Below are 20725 nucleotides of genomic sequence, written 5' to 3' on the forward strand. Positions count from 1 at the left end.
ATTAACTTTGAAATTCAAAGAACTTTTAAACCAACGCCTTATGAGAGATTATTTGATTGAAAAACTGTATGAATGTTCCAAAAAACCATATCAAAAATATTTTAAAAAGAATGAACCTTGGAATATTGACAAAAATACTTTGATGGATTATCCAGAAGAAAGTTTAGGATTTGGCTTAGGAAATTTTCTTTACAAAAACCATTTTGATATTCAGGAAAAACTAGAAGATCACGACATCATTCATGTTCTGACCAATACTGGAGTTTCAGTTTACGAAGAAATTGGCATGCAGTATTATCTGCTCGGAAACGGAAAGAAAAGCTTGTATCTGTTTATGGTAATAGCAACTGGAACTATTTTCTACCCGAAACGTATAAACTATTTCATTCAACAATTTAAAAGAGGTAAAAAAGCAAATGCCTTTCATTATCTCGATTTTTCAAAAATGCTTTTTATGCCTATTCAAACTATTCAGCAAACTTTTAAAATTTAAAAAAAATGAAAACAATTCATAACCCTTCTGAAGAAAAACAATCTATTGAATTGGCTGTAGGTACCTTTATAATTACGACAGTCTTATTTATATTTTATATCATTTCAAATGAAAATCCGACTGTTTTAGTTATTGCATGGCCTTTTGCATTGGCGGCAATAATTGTAAATATAATTATGCTTATTCATTTGGCTGAAAGATTTCTTCATTTACCTCAACAACGAAAAGAAATAGGTGTTAAAATTTTGATGCTACTATCTAATATTCCAATCACTTTCTTTTATTATTTGATTGTGATGAAATCTTGATTTTTAAAATCATATTAATAAAAAAACACTATTACAAACCCCAAAGGGGTAAAATATTTATAGAATTTCAATAAGAAAATGAAAAAAGCTCCAGAGGAGTGACATATTGCGTACATTGCAAAAAACATGTCGCTCCTCTGGAGCTTTATATTTGGAAACATTTTCCCTTTTCTATAAATATGCCGCTTCTCCGAAGCTTACAAAAAAAAAGCTATCCTTTTGAGACAGCCCTTTTCTATTTATTATTTTTGAAACTTAATTTGCTTTTTTAGTTTCGATTCCGTTTTGGTCCAATAAATACATTAATGTAGTCATTGTTGCTGCACCAAGTTCTAATTCTCTTTTGTTGATAGCATCAAAAGTATCATTTGCTGCGTGGTGGTAATCGAAATAACGCTGAGAATCTGGTTTTAAACCTGCTTTAACAATAGCTTGCGAAGTTAAATGATTAATATCAGAACCTGCATGACCAATTGTAAAACTATGTACTAAATAAGGTTCAAAAAGGTCTCTGTAACCTTGTATCTTTTTTAAATTAGCATCGTCAGCTTCAATTGAAAACCCTCTTGGAGAAAATCCTCCTGAATCACTTTCTAATGCAAAAATATGATTCTCTTTGTTTTGTTTTGAAACTTCCTCATATTTAGCGCCACCTCTTCCGCCGTTTTCTTCATTCATAAACAAAACTACACGAATGGTGTTTTTAGGTTTATAGTTTAAGTTTTTCAAAATACGGATTACTTCCATACTTTGCACTACTCCTGCTCCATCGTCATGAGAACCATCTGCTAAATCCCAAGAATCTAAATGTCCTCCAACAACCATAATATTTTCTGGAGTCACGCTTCCCGTCAATTCTCCGATTACGTTATAAGACAAAGCATCTGGTAAAGTCTCGCAAGATTGTTTGAAGTAAAATTTCAAAGCTGGATTTGCTTTTAAAGATTTACTCAACAATTCAGCCCCATTTGTACTGATCGCAGCTGTCGGAATATATTGTGCTTTTGGCAAATCTCCATAACTTTGTGCTCCTGTATGAGGAAAATCGTCTAGACGCAAATTCATAGAACGAACAATTGTTCCTACTGCTCCCAATTTTGCAGCTTCTTTTGCTCCTGCAAATCTTTGATCCACACAAGCTCCGTAAGAAGTAAAAGTTTCAATGTTTTCAGGATTCATTGGTCTGTTATAGAAAACAATTTTACCTTTTACTTTGTCAGCTCCAAGTTCGTTTAATTCTTTTATTCCTTGAACTTCGATTATTTCTGCTGTAAGACCTGTTTTTGGAGTTGCTACTGAACCTCCTAATGCGCAAATTGGCACAGTGGTTTTTACTTTTCCATCAAGAATATAGGCTGTTTCTTTTTCGCCTCGAACCCAATGTGGCACCATAACTTCTTGCAAATAAACTTTATCAAGTCCTAGACTTTCTAATTGTCTTTTGGTGTAATCAACTGCCTGTTCTGCTCCTTTAGATCCAGACAAACGAGCGCCAATATCATTTGACAAGTATTCTAGCCAAGTGTAGCATTTTGCTTCGGTTAAAGCTTTTTTGTAAAATAATTTAATGTTTTTTTCATCGTTTGTCTGCGCAAAAGATGTCAATCCGTTTAAAACTAAAGCAGTTAAAAGAATCGTTTTTTTCATAGTTTCTGTAGTAATTTGGAGTTTAGTATGCCAGTGGCATATTCGCAAAGGAACAAAATTCTTGACATTAGTAAAGTCTTTTCTCAACCTTTTCTCAAAAAAAAAGCTCCAATTACAAATTCTTCAATTTGTAATTGGAGCCTTTACACATTCGATAAATAAAAATTATTTAACTTCTATAATCTTATTTTTTGTTCCAATTCCGTTTTCACTAAAAGGCTCTATAGTAAAATAATATTTAGTGCCTTTGTCTAAACCTCTAAAATCGTATGTATTATCGCCATAAACCATAATGCTGTTGTACAATTTGTCTGGAGCGATTCCGTAATAAATATTATAACCAATCGCATCAGATTGTTTTTTCCATGAAATCATAGCATTTCTAGAATCTGCTTTACTTCTATCCACTTTAAAAGAAGATACAGATTTTGGTTTTGCTCCTAATCCGTTTCCAAAAACTCTAAAATCTGAAACAGCAAATAACCCTGATGCCATATGTACATTTATCATTTTTATGTAGCGTGCTTTGATAGCTTTGGTAAGTTCGACATAATCATGCGGCACGTCTCTATCATTTTTAGATTTATCTACAACTAATTGCCAATTTACAGCATCATCAGACATGAAGATTTTATATTGATGATAAATGTCCATTGCCTTATTAAACTGCGTTGTTTTATGATCTGCATAATTGATTTGCAGTGCATTAATTTCCATTTGCCTGCCTAAATCAAGCTCAAGCCATTCTCCAGGATCACTTGTTTTGGCCGACCACCAAGATTGAATATTTTCATCCGTCAAGTTTTCGGCTCCAAAACATAAATTTTCAAAAACTTTTTTTCCTTGATTATCAATTCTATGCGTTTGAGTCAAAGCACAAGAATCTACAGAGGAAACTTTTGCCGTTTTTTTGTACGACAGTAGCATCCATCCTGAAGAAGCTCCTTTGGTCTGATCTCTTTTTTCTTGCGACAGTTTTATAGGATAATCTCCATAGGACGTAATCGAATACATAATGCCATCTTTATCAAATCCCGCTGGAAACATATCTATACGTCGCTCGAAACGATCTTTCATTGAGATTTTACAAGTTCCTGTATTCCAGAAATTGCCATGAAGATCTTCAAAGGTGTTTCCGTGCCCTGCTCCAATTACAAATCCGCCTGGTTTATACGACATCGGATTATGTGGCTGATAGGTAAAAGGGCCTAATGGCTTATCTCCTACATAAACTCCATTTGCATATCCTTTAAACTCAGTTCCAGGAGCGGCATATTGCAAATAGTATTTTCCATTATATTTATTCATCCATGCCCCTTCAATAAAGTCTCCCCAAGGTGCAGGTTCAAGATCGTTATTTGGGCCAAAACGCTCCCAACCATGTTCTTTTGGACGAATCCATAGAAGTTCTTTTATACCTCTTTTATTCAAATCAACTGCATCTTCCTGATTGGTATAATCTGCAACGGCTTGAGGAATATAGTCTTTTCCTTTTATAGGCTGCCAAGTCTTATAATCTAATTCACAACCCACTAATGGATAACGCCCGCTTGTTCCATAATACGAATAAAGCCTTCCATCATCATCAAGAAAAACACCTGGATCTCCAGCAGGATGAATAATACTATCAACATGGCGAGTCCATAATCCTTCTTTTGGTTTTGCGGTCTTCCAGATTGGCATATAACGATCTGGTCCTATCAAAAACAAAGTGTCTTTTATTTCTAAGGCCGACGGACAGCAAATATCGCTGCTATGGGGCTGACGCTGAAAACTGCCATAAACAAAATCCCAATTTGACATATCTTTGCTCCAGAAAAAACCAGCCTGATTGGTCGCAAACAAATAATAATCTCCTTTGTAGGTCATAATTACAGGATCTGCACTTGAACGGCGAGATTCTGGAATGCCATTATGATTCTCTACACCATAAGCGTAGCTAATGTTCATAGGATTACAATACGTGGTCTGACTTACATTCGGATCGAACCATTCTGTTTTTCCTGAAGAATTTACTTGAATATCATTCTTCAGAGGACTTGTAGCATTGGTGCTTTTTTTATGGCTTCCACAGTACATAAAAAAAATTGATAGTAAAATGACTCCCGCTCTTCTCATAACTTCATTTTATATATTATTAAACATCGAGTTTTATATAATATACTCTGCCTAAACATTTTAATTAACTTTTTTAATTTGATTTAAAGCTGATTTTCCGTTTTCGTTAAACGCTTCAATTGTAAAATAATATTCTGTCCCTTTGTCTAAACCTCTAAAATCATAGGTATTATCGCCATAAACCATAATACTGTTGTACAATTTATCTGGAGCAATTCCGTAGTAAATATTATAACCAACAGCGTCATTTTGTTTTTTCCAAGAAATCATAGCATTTCGTGAATCTGCCTTGTTTCTATCTACTTTGAAAGAAGCAACTGCTTTTGGTTTTGCTGCTAAACCATTTCCAAAAACTCTAAAATCAGAAATCGCAAACAATCCAGATGCATTATGAATATTTTCCATTTTAATGTAACGCGCTTTAATTGATTTTGTAAGCTCTACATAATCATGCGGAACGTCTTTATCATTTTTAGATTTATCTACAACCAAAGTCCAATTTTGAGCATCATCAGACATGAATATTTTATATTGGTAATAAATATCCATTGCTTTATTAAACTGCGTTGCTTTATGATCTGCATAATTTATCTGCAAAGCATTTATTTCCATTTGTCTGCCTAAATCCATTTGAAGCCATTCTCCTGGCTTGCTCGTTTTTGCAGACCAGTACGTTTGAATATTTTCATCGGTAAGATTTTCTGGCCCGTAACAGAATTTCTCATATACTTTTTTACCGCCATGATCCATTCTGTGCGTTTCTACTTCCATACATTCTTCTGAAGAAGAAACCGTTACTGGCTTTTTGTAGGATAGCAGCATCCATCCAGAAGAAGCTCCTTTTGTCTGATCGCGATTGCTTGTTGGAAGCAAAATTGGGAAGTCTCCATAAGCTGTAATAGAATACATTACATCATCTTTATCAAATCCAGCAGGAAACATATCTATACGACGCTCAAAACGATCTTTAATAGAAATTTTGCACGTTCCTGTATTCCAGTAATTTCCATAATTATCTGCAAAAGTATTTCCGTGCCCTGCTCCAATTACAAATCCGCCTGGTTTATATGACATCGGATTGTGTTTTTGGTACGTAAATGGCCCTAACGGATTATCTCCTACATGAACTCCATTTGCATATCCTTTAAATTCGGTTGCAGGCGCTCCATATTGCATATAATATTTCCCGTTATGTTTGGTCATCCACGCTCCTTCAATAAAATTTCCCCAAGGTGCAGGTTCCATATCGTTGTTTGGTCCAAAACGTTCCCATCCATGTGCTGATGGATCTAAAATCGCAACTTCTTTAATTTGCCCATAAGGTTTCTGAATATCTTCAACTTCTGTCGCTTTGTATAATGTAGCATAATCAGCTTGATTTCCTTTTGGAAGCCAAGTATTATAGTCAACCTCAACACCTACAAGTGGTAATTTTCCGCTTGAACCGTAGTACATATATACTTTTTTGTCATCATCTTGAAAAATTGCTGGATCCCAAGTTGGTAGCATTGCTTTATCTACGTGACGTGTCCATCTTCCTGATTTTGGATCTGCTGTTTTCCAAATCGGATGATCTCTCTTCCAAGTTGAACCAACATAAAACAATGTGTCGTTTACAACCCATGCTGCTGGAGCACATTGATCGTCATCGCCCGGCTGTCTTTGGAAACTTCCGTAAACAAAATTCCAGTCTGACATGTCTTTACTCCAAAAAAAACCTGCCTGATTTGTTGCGAATAAGTAATATTCACCTTTATAAGTGATAATTACAGGATCGGCACTAGAACGGCGTGATTCTGGAATTCTGTTATGATTGTGTGTTGTAAAATTGTAGCCGATATTTATTGGATTACAATAGGTTGTAGCTGGTCTGCTAGGGTCAAACCATTCTGTTTTACCAGAATTTTGCGCCAAAAGATTGTTTCCGAAAAGCATCGAAAGCAATACAATAGGCGTTAGTTTTTTATATAATTTTTTCATGGTTAGATTTTCTTAAGTTAAGCTTTAAAGACTATTTTTTAATCTCTTTTCTTTCCTTTAAAAGTTCGGGTTCATTTGTGGTGATATAGTTGAATTTGTGCTCAATAATCCAATCCATATCTCTCGCATCGTTAACAGTCCAAGCGTTTAAGATAATTTTATTGTCTTTAGCTTCTTGTATCCATTCCGGATGTTTTTGAAAAACAGAATAATGATAATCAACGCCGTTAATTTTATCTGCTTTGACTTCTTTTGGAGATTTGTTCCCTTCTAAATATTGCAAAGAAGTTTTAGAATCTATTGTTCTGATTTTCTTTAGAATATCGTAATCAAAACTGATGTAGCAGGCATTTTTATCGGCTTTTAATTTTTTAATGGTTTCGACTGCTGCTACACCCGTTTTTTGTCCTCTTTCTTTACTAATTTCTGAAGGTTTAATTTCGCACACCAAAAGTGTATGTTTGTTATTTCGCATTCCTTCTGAAATATATTCATACAGCGTTGGAAGTTTTTCTCCGTTGGAAAGTTTAAACTTTATCAAATCTGCATAATTCGTTTCTTCAATAAGCAGTTTGTTGTAATGTGCATCATGATTAATTACAAGTGAATCATCTGCTGTTCTCCAAACATCAAACTCTGATCCTGGCAATTTTAAATCTATTGCATGTCTTAAAGATGCAATAGAATTTTCTGGCAGATTATTCTTTTTCCACGCACCGCGATGCGCTACTATTGCATTCTTTTGTGCATTGCAGTAGGAGAAAGCGATAAGACATACCGCACTAAACATTTTAATTTTATTCATAATAATCGTAGTTAAAAAATTACAAAAAGGTTTTGCCATTTTAGAAAAAAAGCCCTCCAAACGAAGGGCTTTTCACTAATCAAATAAACCAACTATTTAGTTAACTCAAAACTAACTTTCTTATCGGCATTTGAATTTCCTCCAACGAAAATATCAAACTGCCCTGGCTCTGCTACGAATTGTAAATCAGAGTTATAAAATTTTAAATCTTCAACAGTAATATCAAAACTTACTGTTTGTTTTTCACCTTTTTTAAGTGTTATTTTTTGGAAACCTTTTAATTCTCTAACTGGTCTTGTTACCGAACCAACTAAATCTCTAATGTATAATTGAACAGTTTCTTTTCCGTCAAAATTTCCAGTATTAGTTACATCAACTGTTACTTTCAATTTCCCTGAAGCATTCATTTTATCAGAAGAAATTTTCAAGTTTGAATAATCAAAAGTTGTGTAGCTTAAACCAAATCCGAATGGAAATAAAGGCTCGTTTCTTTCGTCAATATAATTAGATCTGAATTTTTCGAATTTACCCTCTGTGTTAGAAAGTGGTCTTCCTGTATTTTTGTGTGCGTAGTAAATTGGCAATTGTCCAACGCTTCTTGGGAAAGTTGAAGTCAATTTTCCTGAAGGATTTACATCTCCAAATAACACATCAGCAATGGCATAACCAGCTTCTGTACCCGCAAACCAAGCATTTAAAATAGCTGGAACTGTTTTTTCTTCGTCAGTAATTACTAACGGACGTCCGTCAAATAAAACTAAAACAACTGGTTTTCCAGTTTTTAACAAAGCGTTTAATAAATCTTTTTGCGCTTGTGGAATTTCTAAGTTTGTACGGCTGCTAGATTCTCCGCTCATTTCTGCTGATTCTCCTAAAGCTGCCACAATTACATCTGACTGTTCTGCTACTTTTAAAGCTTCTGCTAATAATTCTTCTTTTGTATGAGCATCACGGTGTAATGTCTTACCGAACATTGTTGCGTTCGTTTCAAAAGTTTCATCATAATCTAAATTACTTCCTTTAGCATATAGAACTTTCGTTCCAGTTCCAGCAACTTCTTTAATACCTCTCAATAATGAAACGGCATTTTCCATTTTTGTAGCCACACTCCAAGTTCCTGGCATATTTTCTTTAGCATCTGCCAATGGTCCGATTAAACCAATTGTTCCTGATTTTTTAAGAGGTAACAACTGATTTTGGTTTTTTAATAACACTAAAGATTGTGCTGCAATATCACGTGCTTCTTTTCTGCTATCTGTTGTAAAAATTTCCGTTTTTGCTCTCTTCTCGTCACAATATTTGTACGGATCTTGGAATAATCCTAAGTCATATTTTGCTTCTAAAATAAGTTTTACAGCATTATCGATAGTTTCGATTTTTACTTTTCCTTCATCCAAAGATTTTTTCAAAGTTCCTAAGAAACCTTCTCCAACCATATCCATTTCAACTCCAGCGTTTAATGCTAAAGCAGAAACTTGCTGTAAATCTCCCATTCCGTGAGGGATCATTTCAGGAATACCTGTAAAATCTGTTACTACAAATCCTTTGAAACCCCATTGTTTTCTCAAAACGTCTGTCATTAACCATTTGTTTCCTGTTGCTGGAATCCCGTCAACTTCATTGAAAGAAGCCATAACCGAACCTACACCTGCATCCACCGCTGCTTTGTAAGGAGGGAAATAATCGTTAAACATTCTGATGTGGCTCATATCGACAGTGTTGTAATCACGTCCGCCTTCTGGAGCTCCATATAATGCAAAGTGCTTAACACAAGCTAAAATTGAGTTGTTTTTTGAAAGGTCATGCTGTTGGTAACCGTTAACCATTGCTTTTGCAATTTGGCTTCCTAAGTATGGATCTTCTCCCGAACCTTCAGAAACTCTTCCCCATCTTGGATCGCGAGAGATGTCAACCATTGGAGAAAATGTCCAGTTGATACCATCTGCACTTGCTTCTTTTGCAGCAATTTGCGCACTTCTTTCAATTAATCCCATATCCCAAGTACAAGATAATCCTAACGGGATTGGGAATGTTGTTTCGTAACCGTGAATAACGTCCATACCAAAAAGCAACGGAATTTTTAAACGGCTTTTTTCAACCGCAATTTTCTGTACTTCTTTAATTTTTTGAACTGATTTAATGTTGAACAAACCTCCCACTTTTCCTTCAGCAATATTTTTTGCCACATTTGAGCTGTTTGCCTGCCCTGTGGTAATATCACCAGATGTTGGCAAGTTTAACTGACCCAATTTCTCGTCTAAAGTCATTTTTGACATTAATTCCGCCACAAATTCAGACTTTGGTTTAATTTTCACTGTATTTTTAGCTGGCTTTTTTTGAGCATAACCCAAAACAGCGCATCCTAAAAAAAGTAAGACTAATTTGTTTTTCATTCTATTCTATTTATTTGTTTGTATTCGTTTTTCTTTGCTGCAACATCCAGTCGTAGATTTCTTGATTATCGTATACTTTTGTCCAGCTGTCATGTCCCGCATCATCAAAAATGATCAGCTTCACATCTTTAGCATCACATTTTTTTAATTCTTTGTAAATTGTGATTGCATAATTCACATTTACCACATCATCAAGTAATCCATGAAAAATTCTGGTTGGAATATTGGCTATTTCACACGTTTTTTCCAGTTGAATTAAATCTACAAAACCAGCGACAGGTACGTTTGCTGCAAATAGATCTGGATGTGCGAAAGCCAAATTCCAAGAAGCCCAACCTCCTGAGCTCAAACCAGTAACATAAATTCTTTCTGAATCAATTTTGTTTTCTTTCTGAATTTTCACAATCAGCTGATAAATTGATTCGATATCCCAATTCTCATCTTCTTTACATTGCGGAGCTAAAACATATGTATCTAATTGATGTGTTTTTAAATACTTTAAAGGACCATGAATCTTCACTTTCTCCAAATCAGTTCCCTTTTCTCCATCTCCAGAAATAAAAACAATCAAAGGCTTTTTCTCTTTTGTATTTGCTGGTTTATGCAACACATAACCCAACTCATACTTTTCCATTATAACCGTATTTATTTTTCCAGTTGTTTCACTCTGGCTAAAGCCTAAAAGCGACAACAAAAAAGATAAAAAAGCTAATTTGTATTTCATGTCAATTATTGAATCCCGTATTTTCCAGATTTAAATCCAAGTTTTGTTAAACCTTGTTTTACTTCTGGCGCATTCATAAACAATTTCCACAGCAATCCTGTTCTATAATTTTCGATCATTACAACTTCTGGACCTTGATCAATTGCTAAATAACGTTTTGCTACCCATTTATTTCCTAAACTTAAAGCGTCATAAAAACCAGCATCGCCCCAAGTTTCATCTTTATGATTTTCATATAAATTTCTGATCAAAGCCATAGATTCTTTTGGCGTATAAACAATAGAACTGATTGCAGCTGTTGGCGAAATTACGCCTTGATCGTTACTTGGCATGTGTGCATTATACCCAATAGAACCGTCAGGATTTCTAGAATAAGAAGCTGTTAAACCCCAATATTCAGGACCATAACCTGCATTTTTATTTGGATTTTGAACGCAATACTCATAATTAATTTTGGTCTGATTTACATTTAAATCCCAGTAATTAGCGTATTTATCGCTTAATTGATTTGGATCTAAACCAACATAAGAATAATGAGCCCAGAATAACGGACCGCCAAATTCTTCTGCACCATTATGTTTTAAAATAAGAGGGATATTGTATTTTGTTTTTGAAGAAACGATGCCACCGCTTCTCGCCCATCCTTCGTGATATGCTTTTGCATCGATTGCATGTGTTGGCGAAGACGCTGCCATTACGTAGGTAATAAGACATTCGTTATATCCTTGCAACGGAAAATTCATCTGCCATGCATAAGAAGGAGACCAATGCCAGTATAATACGTTTTTGTTATTTGTATACCATTGCCATTCAACACCTTTCCAAAGTGCATCATATTTTTGTGCTACTGCTTTTTCTTTTTCAGAACCATCTTTAAGATATTCACGAACGGTAATCATTCCTGCAACCAAAAATGAGGTTTCAACTAAATCACCACCATTATCCTTGGTTCCAAAAGGCTTTACTTTTCCTGTATTTCCGTCAATCCAATGTGACCATGCTCCGTGAAAACGATCTGCTTTGCTTAAAAAATCTGCAATTTTGTTAAGTCTATCTACCCCTTGCTCTTTTGTAATATAACCTTGAGACATTCCTGAAACAAGCGCCATTAATCCAAAACCTGAACCACCTGTTGTTACGATATTAGAATCGTTTTCAGGGTAAACTCCATCTGGATGATAACGCTCTCTGGCTAATCCAGAATTTGGTTCTGCATAATCCCAGAAATATTTAAATGTTTGTTTTTGAACAGCATCTAAAAGCTGCTCATCTGTTAATGCAGTAACGCCAGAAGTATTTTCCTGTACATTTTCTTTTGACTTCTCTGTTTTTCCACAACTAAAAAAAGCAAAAGCTAAAAATAAAACTGAAATTCTAACCATTATAAAAATTTAAGATTTTGATAAATAATCACTTCCTTCAGGAAATCTGAAGGAAGTGATTTTTAAGATTTTGATTAATAACCGCCAGGGTTTTGAGTTGAATATCCAACTGATTCTCTAATGAAAAATGTTGGTATAGGCCATAATTCATGTTTTCCAACCACAAATGTTTTTCCATCTGCTGCCATAGCTGCCTGAGCTTGACCTGTTCTAACAATATCAAACCATCTGTCATGTTCAAAAGCAAGTTCTACTCTTCTTTCTTTCCAGATTGCGGTTCTCACATCTGCTTGCGAAACTGCAGGAGTATCACCTAAATTAGCTCTGTGTCTTACTTGGTTTAAGAACGGAACTGCAGCACTTGTCTGCCCTAATTCATTAAGAGCTTCTGCTTTCATTAATAAAACTTCAGCATATCTTAAGTATCTAAGGTTTGTATCTGTAAATTCAAGATTAGAAAAATCTGACGAATAAGCTTTATAATTATACATCGGATTTGTTACTGTTGAAGGTACAATTGTCCCGTCATATAAAACTGAACCTCTAAAGATTATGGTAGCATTTTTTCTAACATCACCAGGCTCGTAAGCATTTGCAAGCCCTTGAGTTGGCGTGTTAAATCCCCAGCCCCATCCTCCAGCACCTCTTGGAGCTTGAGAAACTGAATAATTACCAATTCCTAATTTCTGATCAGAAGTCGGCGAACCAACACCATTGATTTCAAAAATTGATTCTGAACCAAATTCTCCTTCTAATTTAAATTGTGAAGAATAATCAGCTACTAAAGTATAACCTGTTACTTTATCACAATTATCAATTACAGCCTGCCAGTTTTTCAAGTATAAATTTACTTTTGCTAATAATGCATAAGCCGAACCTTTAGAAACCCTTTGTTTGTCATTTCCTGAATAAGTACTTTTTTCTGGCAACAATTCGGCTGCCTCCGCAAGATCTTTCTCAATAAAAGTATAAACATCAGAAACAGGTCTACGAGTTAATTGCATTTCTTTGTCTTCTGGTGTCAAAGGTATATTTGCTAAACGATCAACAATTGGAACTGCTCCATATCCTTTTACTAAAGTAAAGTACATGAAAGCTCTCATGAATTTTGCTTCTCCAATTAATCTATTTCTTAACGCAGGAGTCACTTTGTCCAGCTGTGGCAAATACGTTAATGCTTGATTACATCTATTGATTCCGGCATAATTTGCTTTCCAAACACTTTCAAATGAAGGAGTTGAAGCATTGTAAGTTAACGCATCCAACACGTCCTTATCTGCACCTGTATCACCTGGGTCTGAACCTTTGTCGGCATCATCAGAAATGATACTTGTTACCCCATTCCATCCAAAAGATGACATGTCCCAAGATAAAAACTGGTTGTAAATAGAAGTAACCAATTCTGTAGCTTTACTATCAGTATTTAGATATTCTACATCAACAGGGATTTTATCCGTCTGATCAACATCTAAAAAATCATCTGAACATCCTGAAAAGAGTCCAGCAAGTATAAACAATGATATATATATTCTTTTCATAATATTAAAATTTTAAATTAGCTCCAATAACAAATGATCTCAATGATGGGTAAGCATCTAACTCAACACCTTGAGTACCTGTAACTAATTCTCCGTCTCCTAAAGCTTCAGGTGAAAATCCTGAGAATTTTTGAGTAATAAATGGATTTACAGCATTTACATAAATTCTACAGTAGTTGATAAAACCATCTTCTTTTAAAGGAAGTTTGTATCCAACTGTAATGTTATTAATTCTAAAAAAGTCAGCTGATTCTAAATAATAAGTTGAAGCAACTGGAACTTGGTTAAATGGAGCTGGATTTGAAGCCGTTGTGTTTGTTGAAGTCCAGAAATCATGAGTTAAAGAAGCTTCTACGTTTTCTCCAGAAAAACGTTGCGCTTTTTTTCCATTATATACTTTTGCTCCTCCTGTACCGTATCCGTCAACAGAAAAATCAATAGCTTTATATGTTAGACCTAATGTTACACCATAGTTTGCAGTAGGTAAAACTGAACCAACATATTTTTTATCATTAACTTCATTTAAAGCGCCTTGAGCAACTTTATTTCCACTTGCATTGTAATATAGCATTTGTCCATTTGTTGGATCTATTCCTGCATATTCGTACATGTAGAAACTTCCGATTGGCTGTCCAACAGATGTAATGTCAAGCATTTTAGTATTCTGACCGTTTCCTAAATTTCCTGACACAATTGGAGCAATTGAAGGATTGTTCAAACTAGCTAATTTATTTTGGTTGTGAGAAAAATTACCTCCAACCCAGTAACTTAAATTATCGTTGATTTTATCATCCCAACGAAGAGCAATTTCGTAACCTTTGTTTGAAACCTCTCCTACGTGAGTAGCTGTCCTTTGAGTAAGTCCTGAAGTTGAATATGGTAAAACATATAAAATAGCGTTTGTTGTGTTTTTATCATAAACATCAAAAGATCCTTTCAATCTATTATTAAACATTTCAATGTCAAAACCTCCTGAAAGTTCCTCAACAATCTCCCAAGATAAGTTTGGATCTACAGCTGAGTCAACAGTAATTCCTGAACTTGAATCTGGTCCATAATTTAAGCCTGAAGTAAAAGTCTGATTGTTTAAAGGCACTTTCTGATTACCTAATCTACCCCAAGAACCTCTAATCTTTAATAAATCAAGACCTTTTACATTACTTAAGAAATTTTCTTTTGTTACAATCCATCCAGCACCAAATGATGGGAAAGTTCCCCAACGGTTACCTTCAGAAAACTGTGAAGATCCATCACGTCTTACTGTCCCTGTAAACAAATATTTGTCCATTAATTTGTATTGGAAACGTGCAAAATATGATGATAATTTTTGCTGATTTAATGCAACATCTGTATACCCCACAACATTTGCAGCGTAAGGAACGCCGTCTAAAGCCCAGTAATTAGAATTAGCTTCAACATTTTTTCTAGTAATGCCAAGTTTTTCTCTTGTTCCAATAACGTTTGCCTCAATACCCGCAGTAACCTCAACATCGTGAATATCCGCAAATACTTTATTATAAGTAAAATAGTTAGATAAGTTCCAATTGAAATATTGATCTCTATTTCTTGTTAAGGTATTAATATTACTTTTTGGATCGTACGCATCTACAACTCTATTCGGATCTGCCGCTAACCAAATAGCTAGATTGTCAACGTAGTTGTATTGTTTGTAAGTATAAAACTCTCCGTTAAATTGAGAAGTGAATTTTAATGATTTTGTAATATCAAAATCTAATTTCAAGCCTCCTTGCAAAATAACCGTTTGCTGTTTTTCATTATTATAATCGATAGCACTTACTGGATTTCCAACTGAATTAAATTGAGAACCTGTTTCTGCTGCAACTCCATTATTTACAAAAGGAACACCATATTTCCCATCAGCAAAACGTACTGGAACGATTGGCGATTGTCTATAAGCTGTTGTAAATGCAGATAATGGTTTTGGTGTGTTTTTTATTGAGCTCACACTAAAATTTTGACTTAATTTAAGTCTTTCAGAAATTTTGTACTCGTTGTTACTTCTAATAGTTGTACGAGAATAATCTGTGCCATTCAAAATTCCTTTCTCTTCGTAGTTTCCTGCACTTAAAAAGTATTTAATACTTTCTGATGAACCAGACAATGCGATATTGTTTTCTGAATATGTCCCTGTGCGTGTAATTTCATCATACCAATTTGTATTGATTGGCTGATTCAAAGAGAATTTAGTTGGATCATTGAAAGCTGCATTACTATAACGCGCAAATTCCTCACTATTAGCCATTTTCACTTTCTTCAAAGCAGATTTAAAACCACTATAACTATCAAAATCAATAGTCATTTTGCCTTTACCCGTTTTTGTAGTAATCATGATAACACCATTCGCACCTCTAGTACCATAGATAGCAAGTGCAGAGGCATCTTTCAAAACTTCATAAGAAGTAATATCATTTGTGTTAATGTTATTGATGTTGTCAGTTGGCATTCCATCAACAACATATAAAGGATTTCTTCCCCCTAACGCTGTACCAACCCCTCTAATAATTACTGAAGGTGTTCCACCAGGCGTATTAGAAGAAGTTACCTGAACCCCAGCAGCTTTCCCTTGAATTGCTTGAGTTGCATTTGACACCTTCATTTTTGTAATTTCTTCTGATTTTAAAGAACTTACAGCCGAAGTATTATCAATTTTCTTTCTTGTACCGTACCCAATTACAACCACTTCTTTTAAAGCTGTGTCTTCGGCTTCTTTTAAGGTAATTGTCATTGGTACGGCTGTTGCCGGTACAGAAACCGAATCAAAACCTAACATAGAAACTTTTAAAATGTCTCCAGGTTTTGCATTAATTGTAAAGTTTCCGTCGAAATCTGCATCTGCAGTTGCTCTAGCATCAGCTGAAGCGATAATTGCTCCTGGAATTCCCATTCCACTACTGTCTACTACTTTTCCTTTGATTGCTTGTGTCTGTCCTAACATAAATGTAGGCAGCAGCAAGAGCGCTAAAAAGCTAAAAATAAAATTTTTCATACAGTACGTAATCGTTTAAGTTAGTAGAGCCAAATTAAGCAATTACAACGTTGTAGTACATCAAGCACCACTACAACATAGCTACATCAATATGTTAAAATTTTATCTTATAACAATGATTATCAATGTCATAATTGTTAACAAAATTCGTTTAACATAACATTATGATGTAGTAATGATGTATCGTAATTATATAAAAAATGATATGGAAAAATATAAATTCTGTAAAAAATAAAATGGAATCTTACAGAGTTAATAAAAACTTTGATAGGTTTTCGTCTTGAGTAAGGTTTAACTTCTTTCTAAGACGATATCTATGCAGTTCTACGCCTCTAAATGATATATTCATCATAGGAGCAATTTCTTTAGAAGAAAGGTTCATTTTTAGGTAAACACATAGTTTGATATCCTTTGGTGTTAGGTGCGGGTACTTTTTAGAAAGATTAATAATAAACTCATTATGGATTTGATTCAAATTGGTTTCAAATGTTTCCCATTCGTGTTTATTTACTTCATTAATCTTAATTGCTTTTCTAATTTCATTTTTAAGTTTACTAAAGTCTTTTTCACTTTCCAAAATACCTTGAATTTTGTCAATCATTTCAGTTTGTTTTGCAATCGATAATGATTTACCCGCTACTTCTGAAGATTTTGCCTGCAATTCTAATTCTAAAATGTGTTTTTCGTATTCTTGGATATTAAGTTCGTTTTCTTTCTTCAATTCCATTTCAAGAATTTCTCTCTGATGTTTTAATTCCTCGGCCTGCAATTTCAGTTTTTGCATATAACGAAGTTTATTCCATTTATAATAGAAAAACAAAACTGCTCCTATTACAAGAAGATACAATAGAATCATCCAAAATGAAAAATACCAAGGTTCCGCAACTTTAAATTTATATAATGAAACTGCATCATAAGTTGCTCCATCGTGTTTGAACACTTCAACAGTATGATAGCCACTGCTCAAATTGTTCAAAACAATCAATCCGTCTGAAATTGGAATAAAATCTTTTTCTTTATCTAATTTATAAAATAAATTTGGCCTGCTCGCTCCATAAATCCCAGAGATAACATTAATTTTTAATTCGGTATTGAATTTAATTTTCTCATCGCTTGGAATTAAAACATCATCGCTAAATGCTTCAATTTTCACTTCGGAATTTTGTTTGTTTTCATATTCGAGTTTAAGCGAAATAAATCCGTCATCAAGATTAAACAAGTAATAATTGTCTTTTTTGAAAATTCTTAGATTCTCATTAATCAATTTTCCTTTATAATATTTCTCCTGAATTATATTCCATACAAATTTGTTTCCTTGGGCGTAAATATGATATAAGATTCCGTTTTGCAGAACCATAAAATGATCATCATCTATAGAAACGACATCTGTCACATTTCTGAAATTTGCATTAAACAATTCATTTTCTTCCAATTTATTGGATATAGAATTATAGGTATACCAAGAATTGTTGATCAGAAAAAGTATTTCTTTTCTAAACTCAAAAATCTTTATTCCAAAATCATTCTGTATTTTACTCTGCTGCGTGACGTTTTCAACTTTTAATGTATTGTAGTTATCGTCTAATAAAACACGATACAAACCGCGATAATTGTCAGCTGCCCAGATTTCATTCTTTTTGTTTTGAGCAACATATTTTATAGGTTTTGCCAGATCCTTGATAATTTTATAATGAGACATATTTGAAGGATCATCATAAACCAAAATACCGCTGTAAGTAGATTGAAAATAAGTATTGTTGATACTGCTTTTAGCCATATTCCATCCGCCGCTAACGCCATTTATTTTCGTAAGAGTATTATTTTCATACGAAAAAGTGCCATCATTATGACCAATAATATATTTTCCGTCAATTTGAGAAATATTCCAGCTTTGTCCTTGCGTATTGGGCATCATATTAAATTTTCCGGCACTGTATTCAAAAATCCCATGGTTTGAAGCAATTAGGTATCCCTTGTTGATTGAAGCTACTGCATACACTGATCCTAAAAGTCCAGAATTGTCATAAAAGAAAGAAATAGGAGAATTAATCTCAACATGCGCAATTCCGTTATCTAAACCAACCCAAAGATCATTTTCTTTATCCAACCCTATACTCAAAACCGAGTTGTTCATTAGAACATTATCGCGTTCGATATTTTTAAAAGAATTGTTTTTTAAATCTAAAATGAAAATTCCGCGGTTCCCTGTACCAATAACCAATTTATCATTTTTGACAAATTTTGCCACATTGATGGTTGCCGATTTTAAAGTTTCATTTATAGGATGCTCCCAGCTTCTCAGTCCATTCTTTTCTACAATGAAAACACCTTTTTTCTGCGTAAAAATATATGTTGTGTTTTGAAATTTTTCTATGGCATGGACAACCGTATTTTTTAAAACGTTCCATCCTTTTGGATTGGAGATGTATTTACCATTCATTTTGTAAATTCCATCCCTAACAGAAGCTACATACAAATCTTTATCTACTCCAAAACAATACGAAATAAGGAAAGGAAACTTAATTTTCTTAATTGTTTTTCCGTTATAAATAAAAACATCGTTGAACGACTGAAAATAAAGAGAACCATTAAATCTGAAAATTTTCCAAATCTCTTCATTATCTTTTTCATCAAATAATCTGAGATTTTTGGTAATTGAAACATAATGCATAGTACCATCTTTTCTATACCAATATCCAAATTCTTTATAAGAACCTGAGTAAATTTTATCTCCTTCAATCAGAATTGATCTAATAATAGTTTTGTTCGGAAGTGTATATTTTTCCCATTTTACTCCGTCATAACGAAGCAAATAGTGATTGTTGGCAAAGTACATCGCATTGTCATTTCCCTGTGCTACATTCCAGATCTGATTATCTCCCTGATAATCTGATTTGCTGTAATTTTCGACGAAGGGAAGTAATTCTTGTGCTTGAAGCTGTAAAGCGATGAAAAAGAAGAAAACGGATTTAAAAAGTATCGATTTCAAGATATTATTTTTTAAATTCAAAGATACTGACAAAAAACTTAAACTGAAAGCATAAAAAAGGCTCCATAAAGGAGCCTATAAGTAAGTAGAAAACAAAACTTTCTAATTTTCAAGCAATTGAAACACCTGATTAGCAATTTCGTATTCTTCATCAGTTGGAACAACCAAAACTTTTACAATAGACTTTTCTGAATTGATTTCTCTCAATTCCTTAGAACGGATCTGATTTTTAGTTTGATCAATTTCAATTCCGAAATAATCCATGTCTGTACAAATCAAATTGCGCATATAGGATGAATTCTCTCCAATTCCTGCTGTAAAAACAATCGCATCTAGCCCGTTTAAAGCGGCCGCGTATGCTCCAATTGTTTTTCGAATTCTGTACGCATTCATTTGTAAAGCTAATTGACAATCTTTGTTGCCTTTTTCTGCTTCGGCTTCAATATCACGCAAATCGCTGTAACCTGTAAGTCCCAGCATACCGCTTTGTTTCAATAAAACGGCATTCACTTCGTCTGGAGTATATCCTAAATTTTTAATCATATAAAAAACAACAGACTGGTCAATATCACCGGCACGAGTTCCCATAATTAAACCATTTGAAGGCGAAAATCCCATTGAAGTATCAATACATTTTCCGTTTTTCACTGCGGCCATACTGCAGCCATTTCCCAAGTGAATGGTAATTACTTTAGAATTATCTTTTAAATAATTAATAGCCTTTTCAGAAACATATTTGTGGCTCGTTCCATGAAAACCGTAAACACGTACTTTGTTTTCTGTCAAAAGATAATTTGGAATCGCATATTTATACGCTACTTCTGGCATAGTCTGATGAAAGGCAGTATCAAAAACAGCAATTTGTTCTGCAGAACTAAAGATTTCTTCTGCCACATTAATTCCCTCTAAATTTGCAGGATTATGTAAAGGCGCCAATTCAAAAAGCTGTTTGATTTTTTCCTTAACTTTTTCATCAATTTTTACTGTTGCGCTAAAATCGCTTCCGCCGTGCACCACGCGATGACCAACAGCAGCAATCTCTGAAGTCGATTTAATTACTCCTTTTTCAGGATCCAAAAGCATATTAGCTACTTTCTGCAAACCTACTTTGTGATTCGGAATAGGAAGTGTTTCTTCTCGCGAAGCAGCAGCTGTTTTAAAAGTAATATTTGAAGTTTCTAAGCCAATTCTGTCAATCATTCCGGAACAGATTACTTCATTTTCTGGCATTACCATTAATTGGTATTTAATTGAAGAACTTCCTGAATTTATAATTAGTATTTTCATTTTTTTAAGGTACTAAGATGCTAAGTTTCTAAGGTGCTGAGTTTTTTTTAAGAC

General features: G+C 34.1%; 13 protein-coding genes. 2 read left to right on the forward strand and 11 right to left on the reverse strand.

Features of this window, described 5'->3' with window-relative positions:
• The first annotated feature begins 40 nt into the window (after positions 1 to 40).
• Together RB618_RS08275 and RB618_RS08280 are read left to right on the forward strand one after the other, a co-directional pair.
• Positions 41 to 493: a hypothetical protein gene (locus RB618_RS08275; RefSeq protein ID WP_308068320.1), complete on the forward strand. Its 453-nt coding sequence runs from the start codon at positions 41 to 43 to the stop codon at positions 491 to 493.
• A gap of 5 nt (positions 494 to 498) precedes the next feature.
• Positions 499 to 801 (forward strand): hypothetical protein, encoded by a 303-nt coding sequence (locus RB618_RS08280; RefSeq protein ID WP_308068321.1) that lies wholly within the window; start codon positions 499 to 501, stop codon positions 799 to 801.
• 255 nt (positions 802 to 1056) lie between these two features.
• Here RB618_RS08280 and RB618_RS08285 read toward each other — a convergent pair whose 3' ends face one another.
• The 11 genes from RB618_RS08285 to RB618_RS08335 form a co-directional block, all read right to left on the reverse strand.
• On the reverse strand, positions 1057 to 2448 hold the full coding sequence (locus tag RB618_RS08285; protein ID WP_308068322.1) for a M20/M25/M40 family metallo-hydrolase: 1392 nt from the start codon (positions 2446 to 2448) through the stop codon (positions 1057 to 1059).
• 165 nt (positions 2449 to 2613) lie between these two features.
• On the reverse strand, positions 2614 to 4566 hold the full coding sequence (locus tag RB618_RS08290; RefSeq protein WP_308068323.1) for a family 43 glycosylhydrolase: 1953 nt from the start codon (positions 4564 to 4566) through the stop codon (positions 2614 to 2616).
• Positions 4567 to 4626: 60 nt separating this feature from the next.
• Positions 4627 to 6546 (reverse strand): discoidin domain-containing protein, encoded by a 1920-nt coding sequence (locus RB618_RS08295; RefSeq protein WP_308068324.1) that lies wholly within the window; start codon positions 6544 to 6546, stop codon positions 4627 to 4629.
• Between the two features lie 31 nt (positions 6547 to 6577).
• Positions 6578 to 7351 carry a glycerophosphodiester phosphodiesterase family protein gene (locus RB618_RS08300; protein WP_308068325.1) on the reverse strand — a complete coding sequence of 258 codons (774 nt, stop codon included), beginning with the start codon at positions 7349 to 7351 and terminating at the stop codon, positions 6578 to 6580.
• Positions 7352 to 7443: 92 nt separating this feature from the next.
• Positions 7444 to 9744, reverse strand: coding sequence for a beta-glucosidase BglX (gene bglX, locus RB618_RS08305; RefSeq protein ID WP_308068326.1), 2301 nt, complete (start codon positions 9742 to 9744; stop codon positions 7444 to 7446).
• Between the two features lie 10 nt (positions 9745 to 9754).
• A complete protein-coding gene (locus RB618_RS08310) occupies positions 9755 to 10468 on the reverse strand; it encodes a prolyl oligopeptidase family serine peptidase (protein WP_308068327.1) in 714 nt (237 codons plus the stop codon).
• A 5-nt stretch (positions 10469 to 10473) separates the two neighbouring features.
• A complete protein-coding gene (locus tag RB618_RS08315) occupies positions 10474 to 11850 on the reverse strand; it encodes a glucoamylase family protein (RefSeq protein ID WP_308068328.1) in 1377 nt (458 codons plus the stop codon).
• 74 nt (positions 11851 to 11924) lie between these two features.
• On the reverse strand, positions 11925 to 13388 hold the full coding sequence (locus RB618_RS08320) for a RagB/SusD family nutrient uptake outer membrane protein (protein ID WP_308068329.1): 1464 nt from the start codon (positions 13386 to 13388) through the stop codon (positions 11925 to 11927).
• Between the two features lie 4 nt (positions 13389 to 13392).
• A complete protein-coding gene (locus tag RB618_RS08325) occupies positions 13393 to 16395 on the reverse strand; it encodes a SusC/RagA family TonB-linked outer membrane protein (protein WP_308068330.1) in 3003 nt (1000 codons plus the stop codon).
• Between the two features lie 244 nt (positions 16396 to 16639).
• Positions 16640 to 19384, reverse strand: a complete 2745-nt coding sequence (locus tag RB618_RS08330; protein WP_308068331.1) for a LuxR C-terminal-related transcriptional regulator — start codon at positions 19382 to 19384, stop codon at positions 16640 to 16642.
• Between the two features lie 102 nt (positions 19385 to 19486).
• On the reverse strand, positions 19487 to 20671 hold the full coding sequence (locus RB618_RS08335; RefSeq protein WP_308068332.1) for an acetate kinase: 1185 nt from the start codon (positions 20669 to 20671) through the stop codon (positions 19487 to 19489).
• Between the last annotated feature and the right edge of the window lie 54 nt (positions 20672 to 20725).

This window comes from Flavobacterium sp. LHD-85 (genome assembly GCF_030929595.1).
GTDB lineage: Bacteria > Bacteroidota > Bacteroidia > Flavobacteriales > Flavobacteriaceae > Flavobacterium.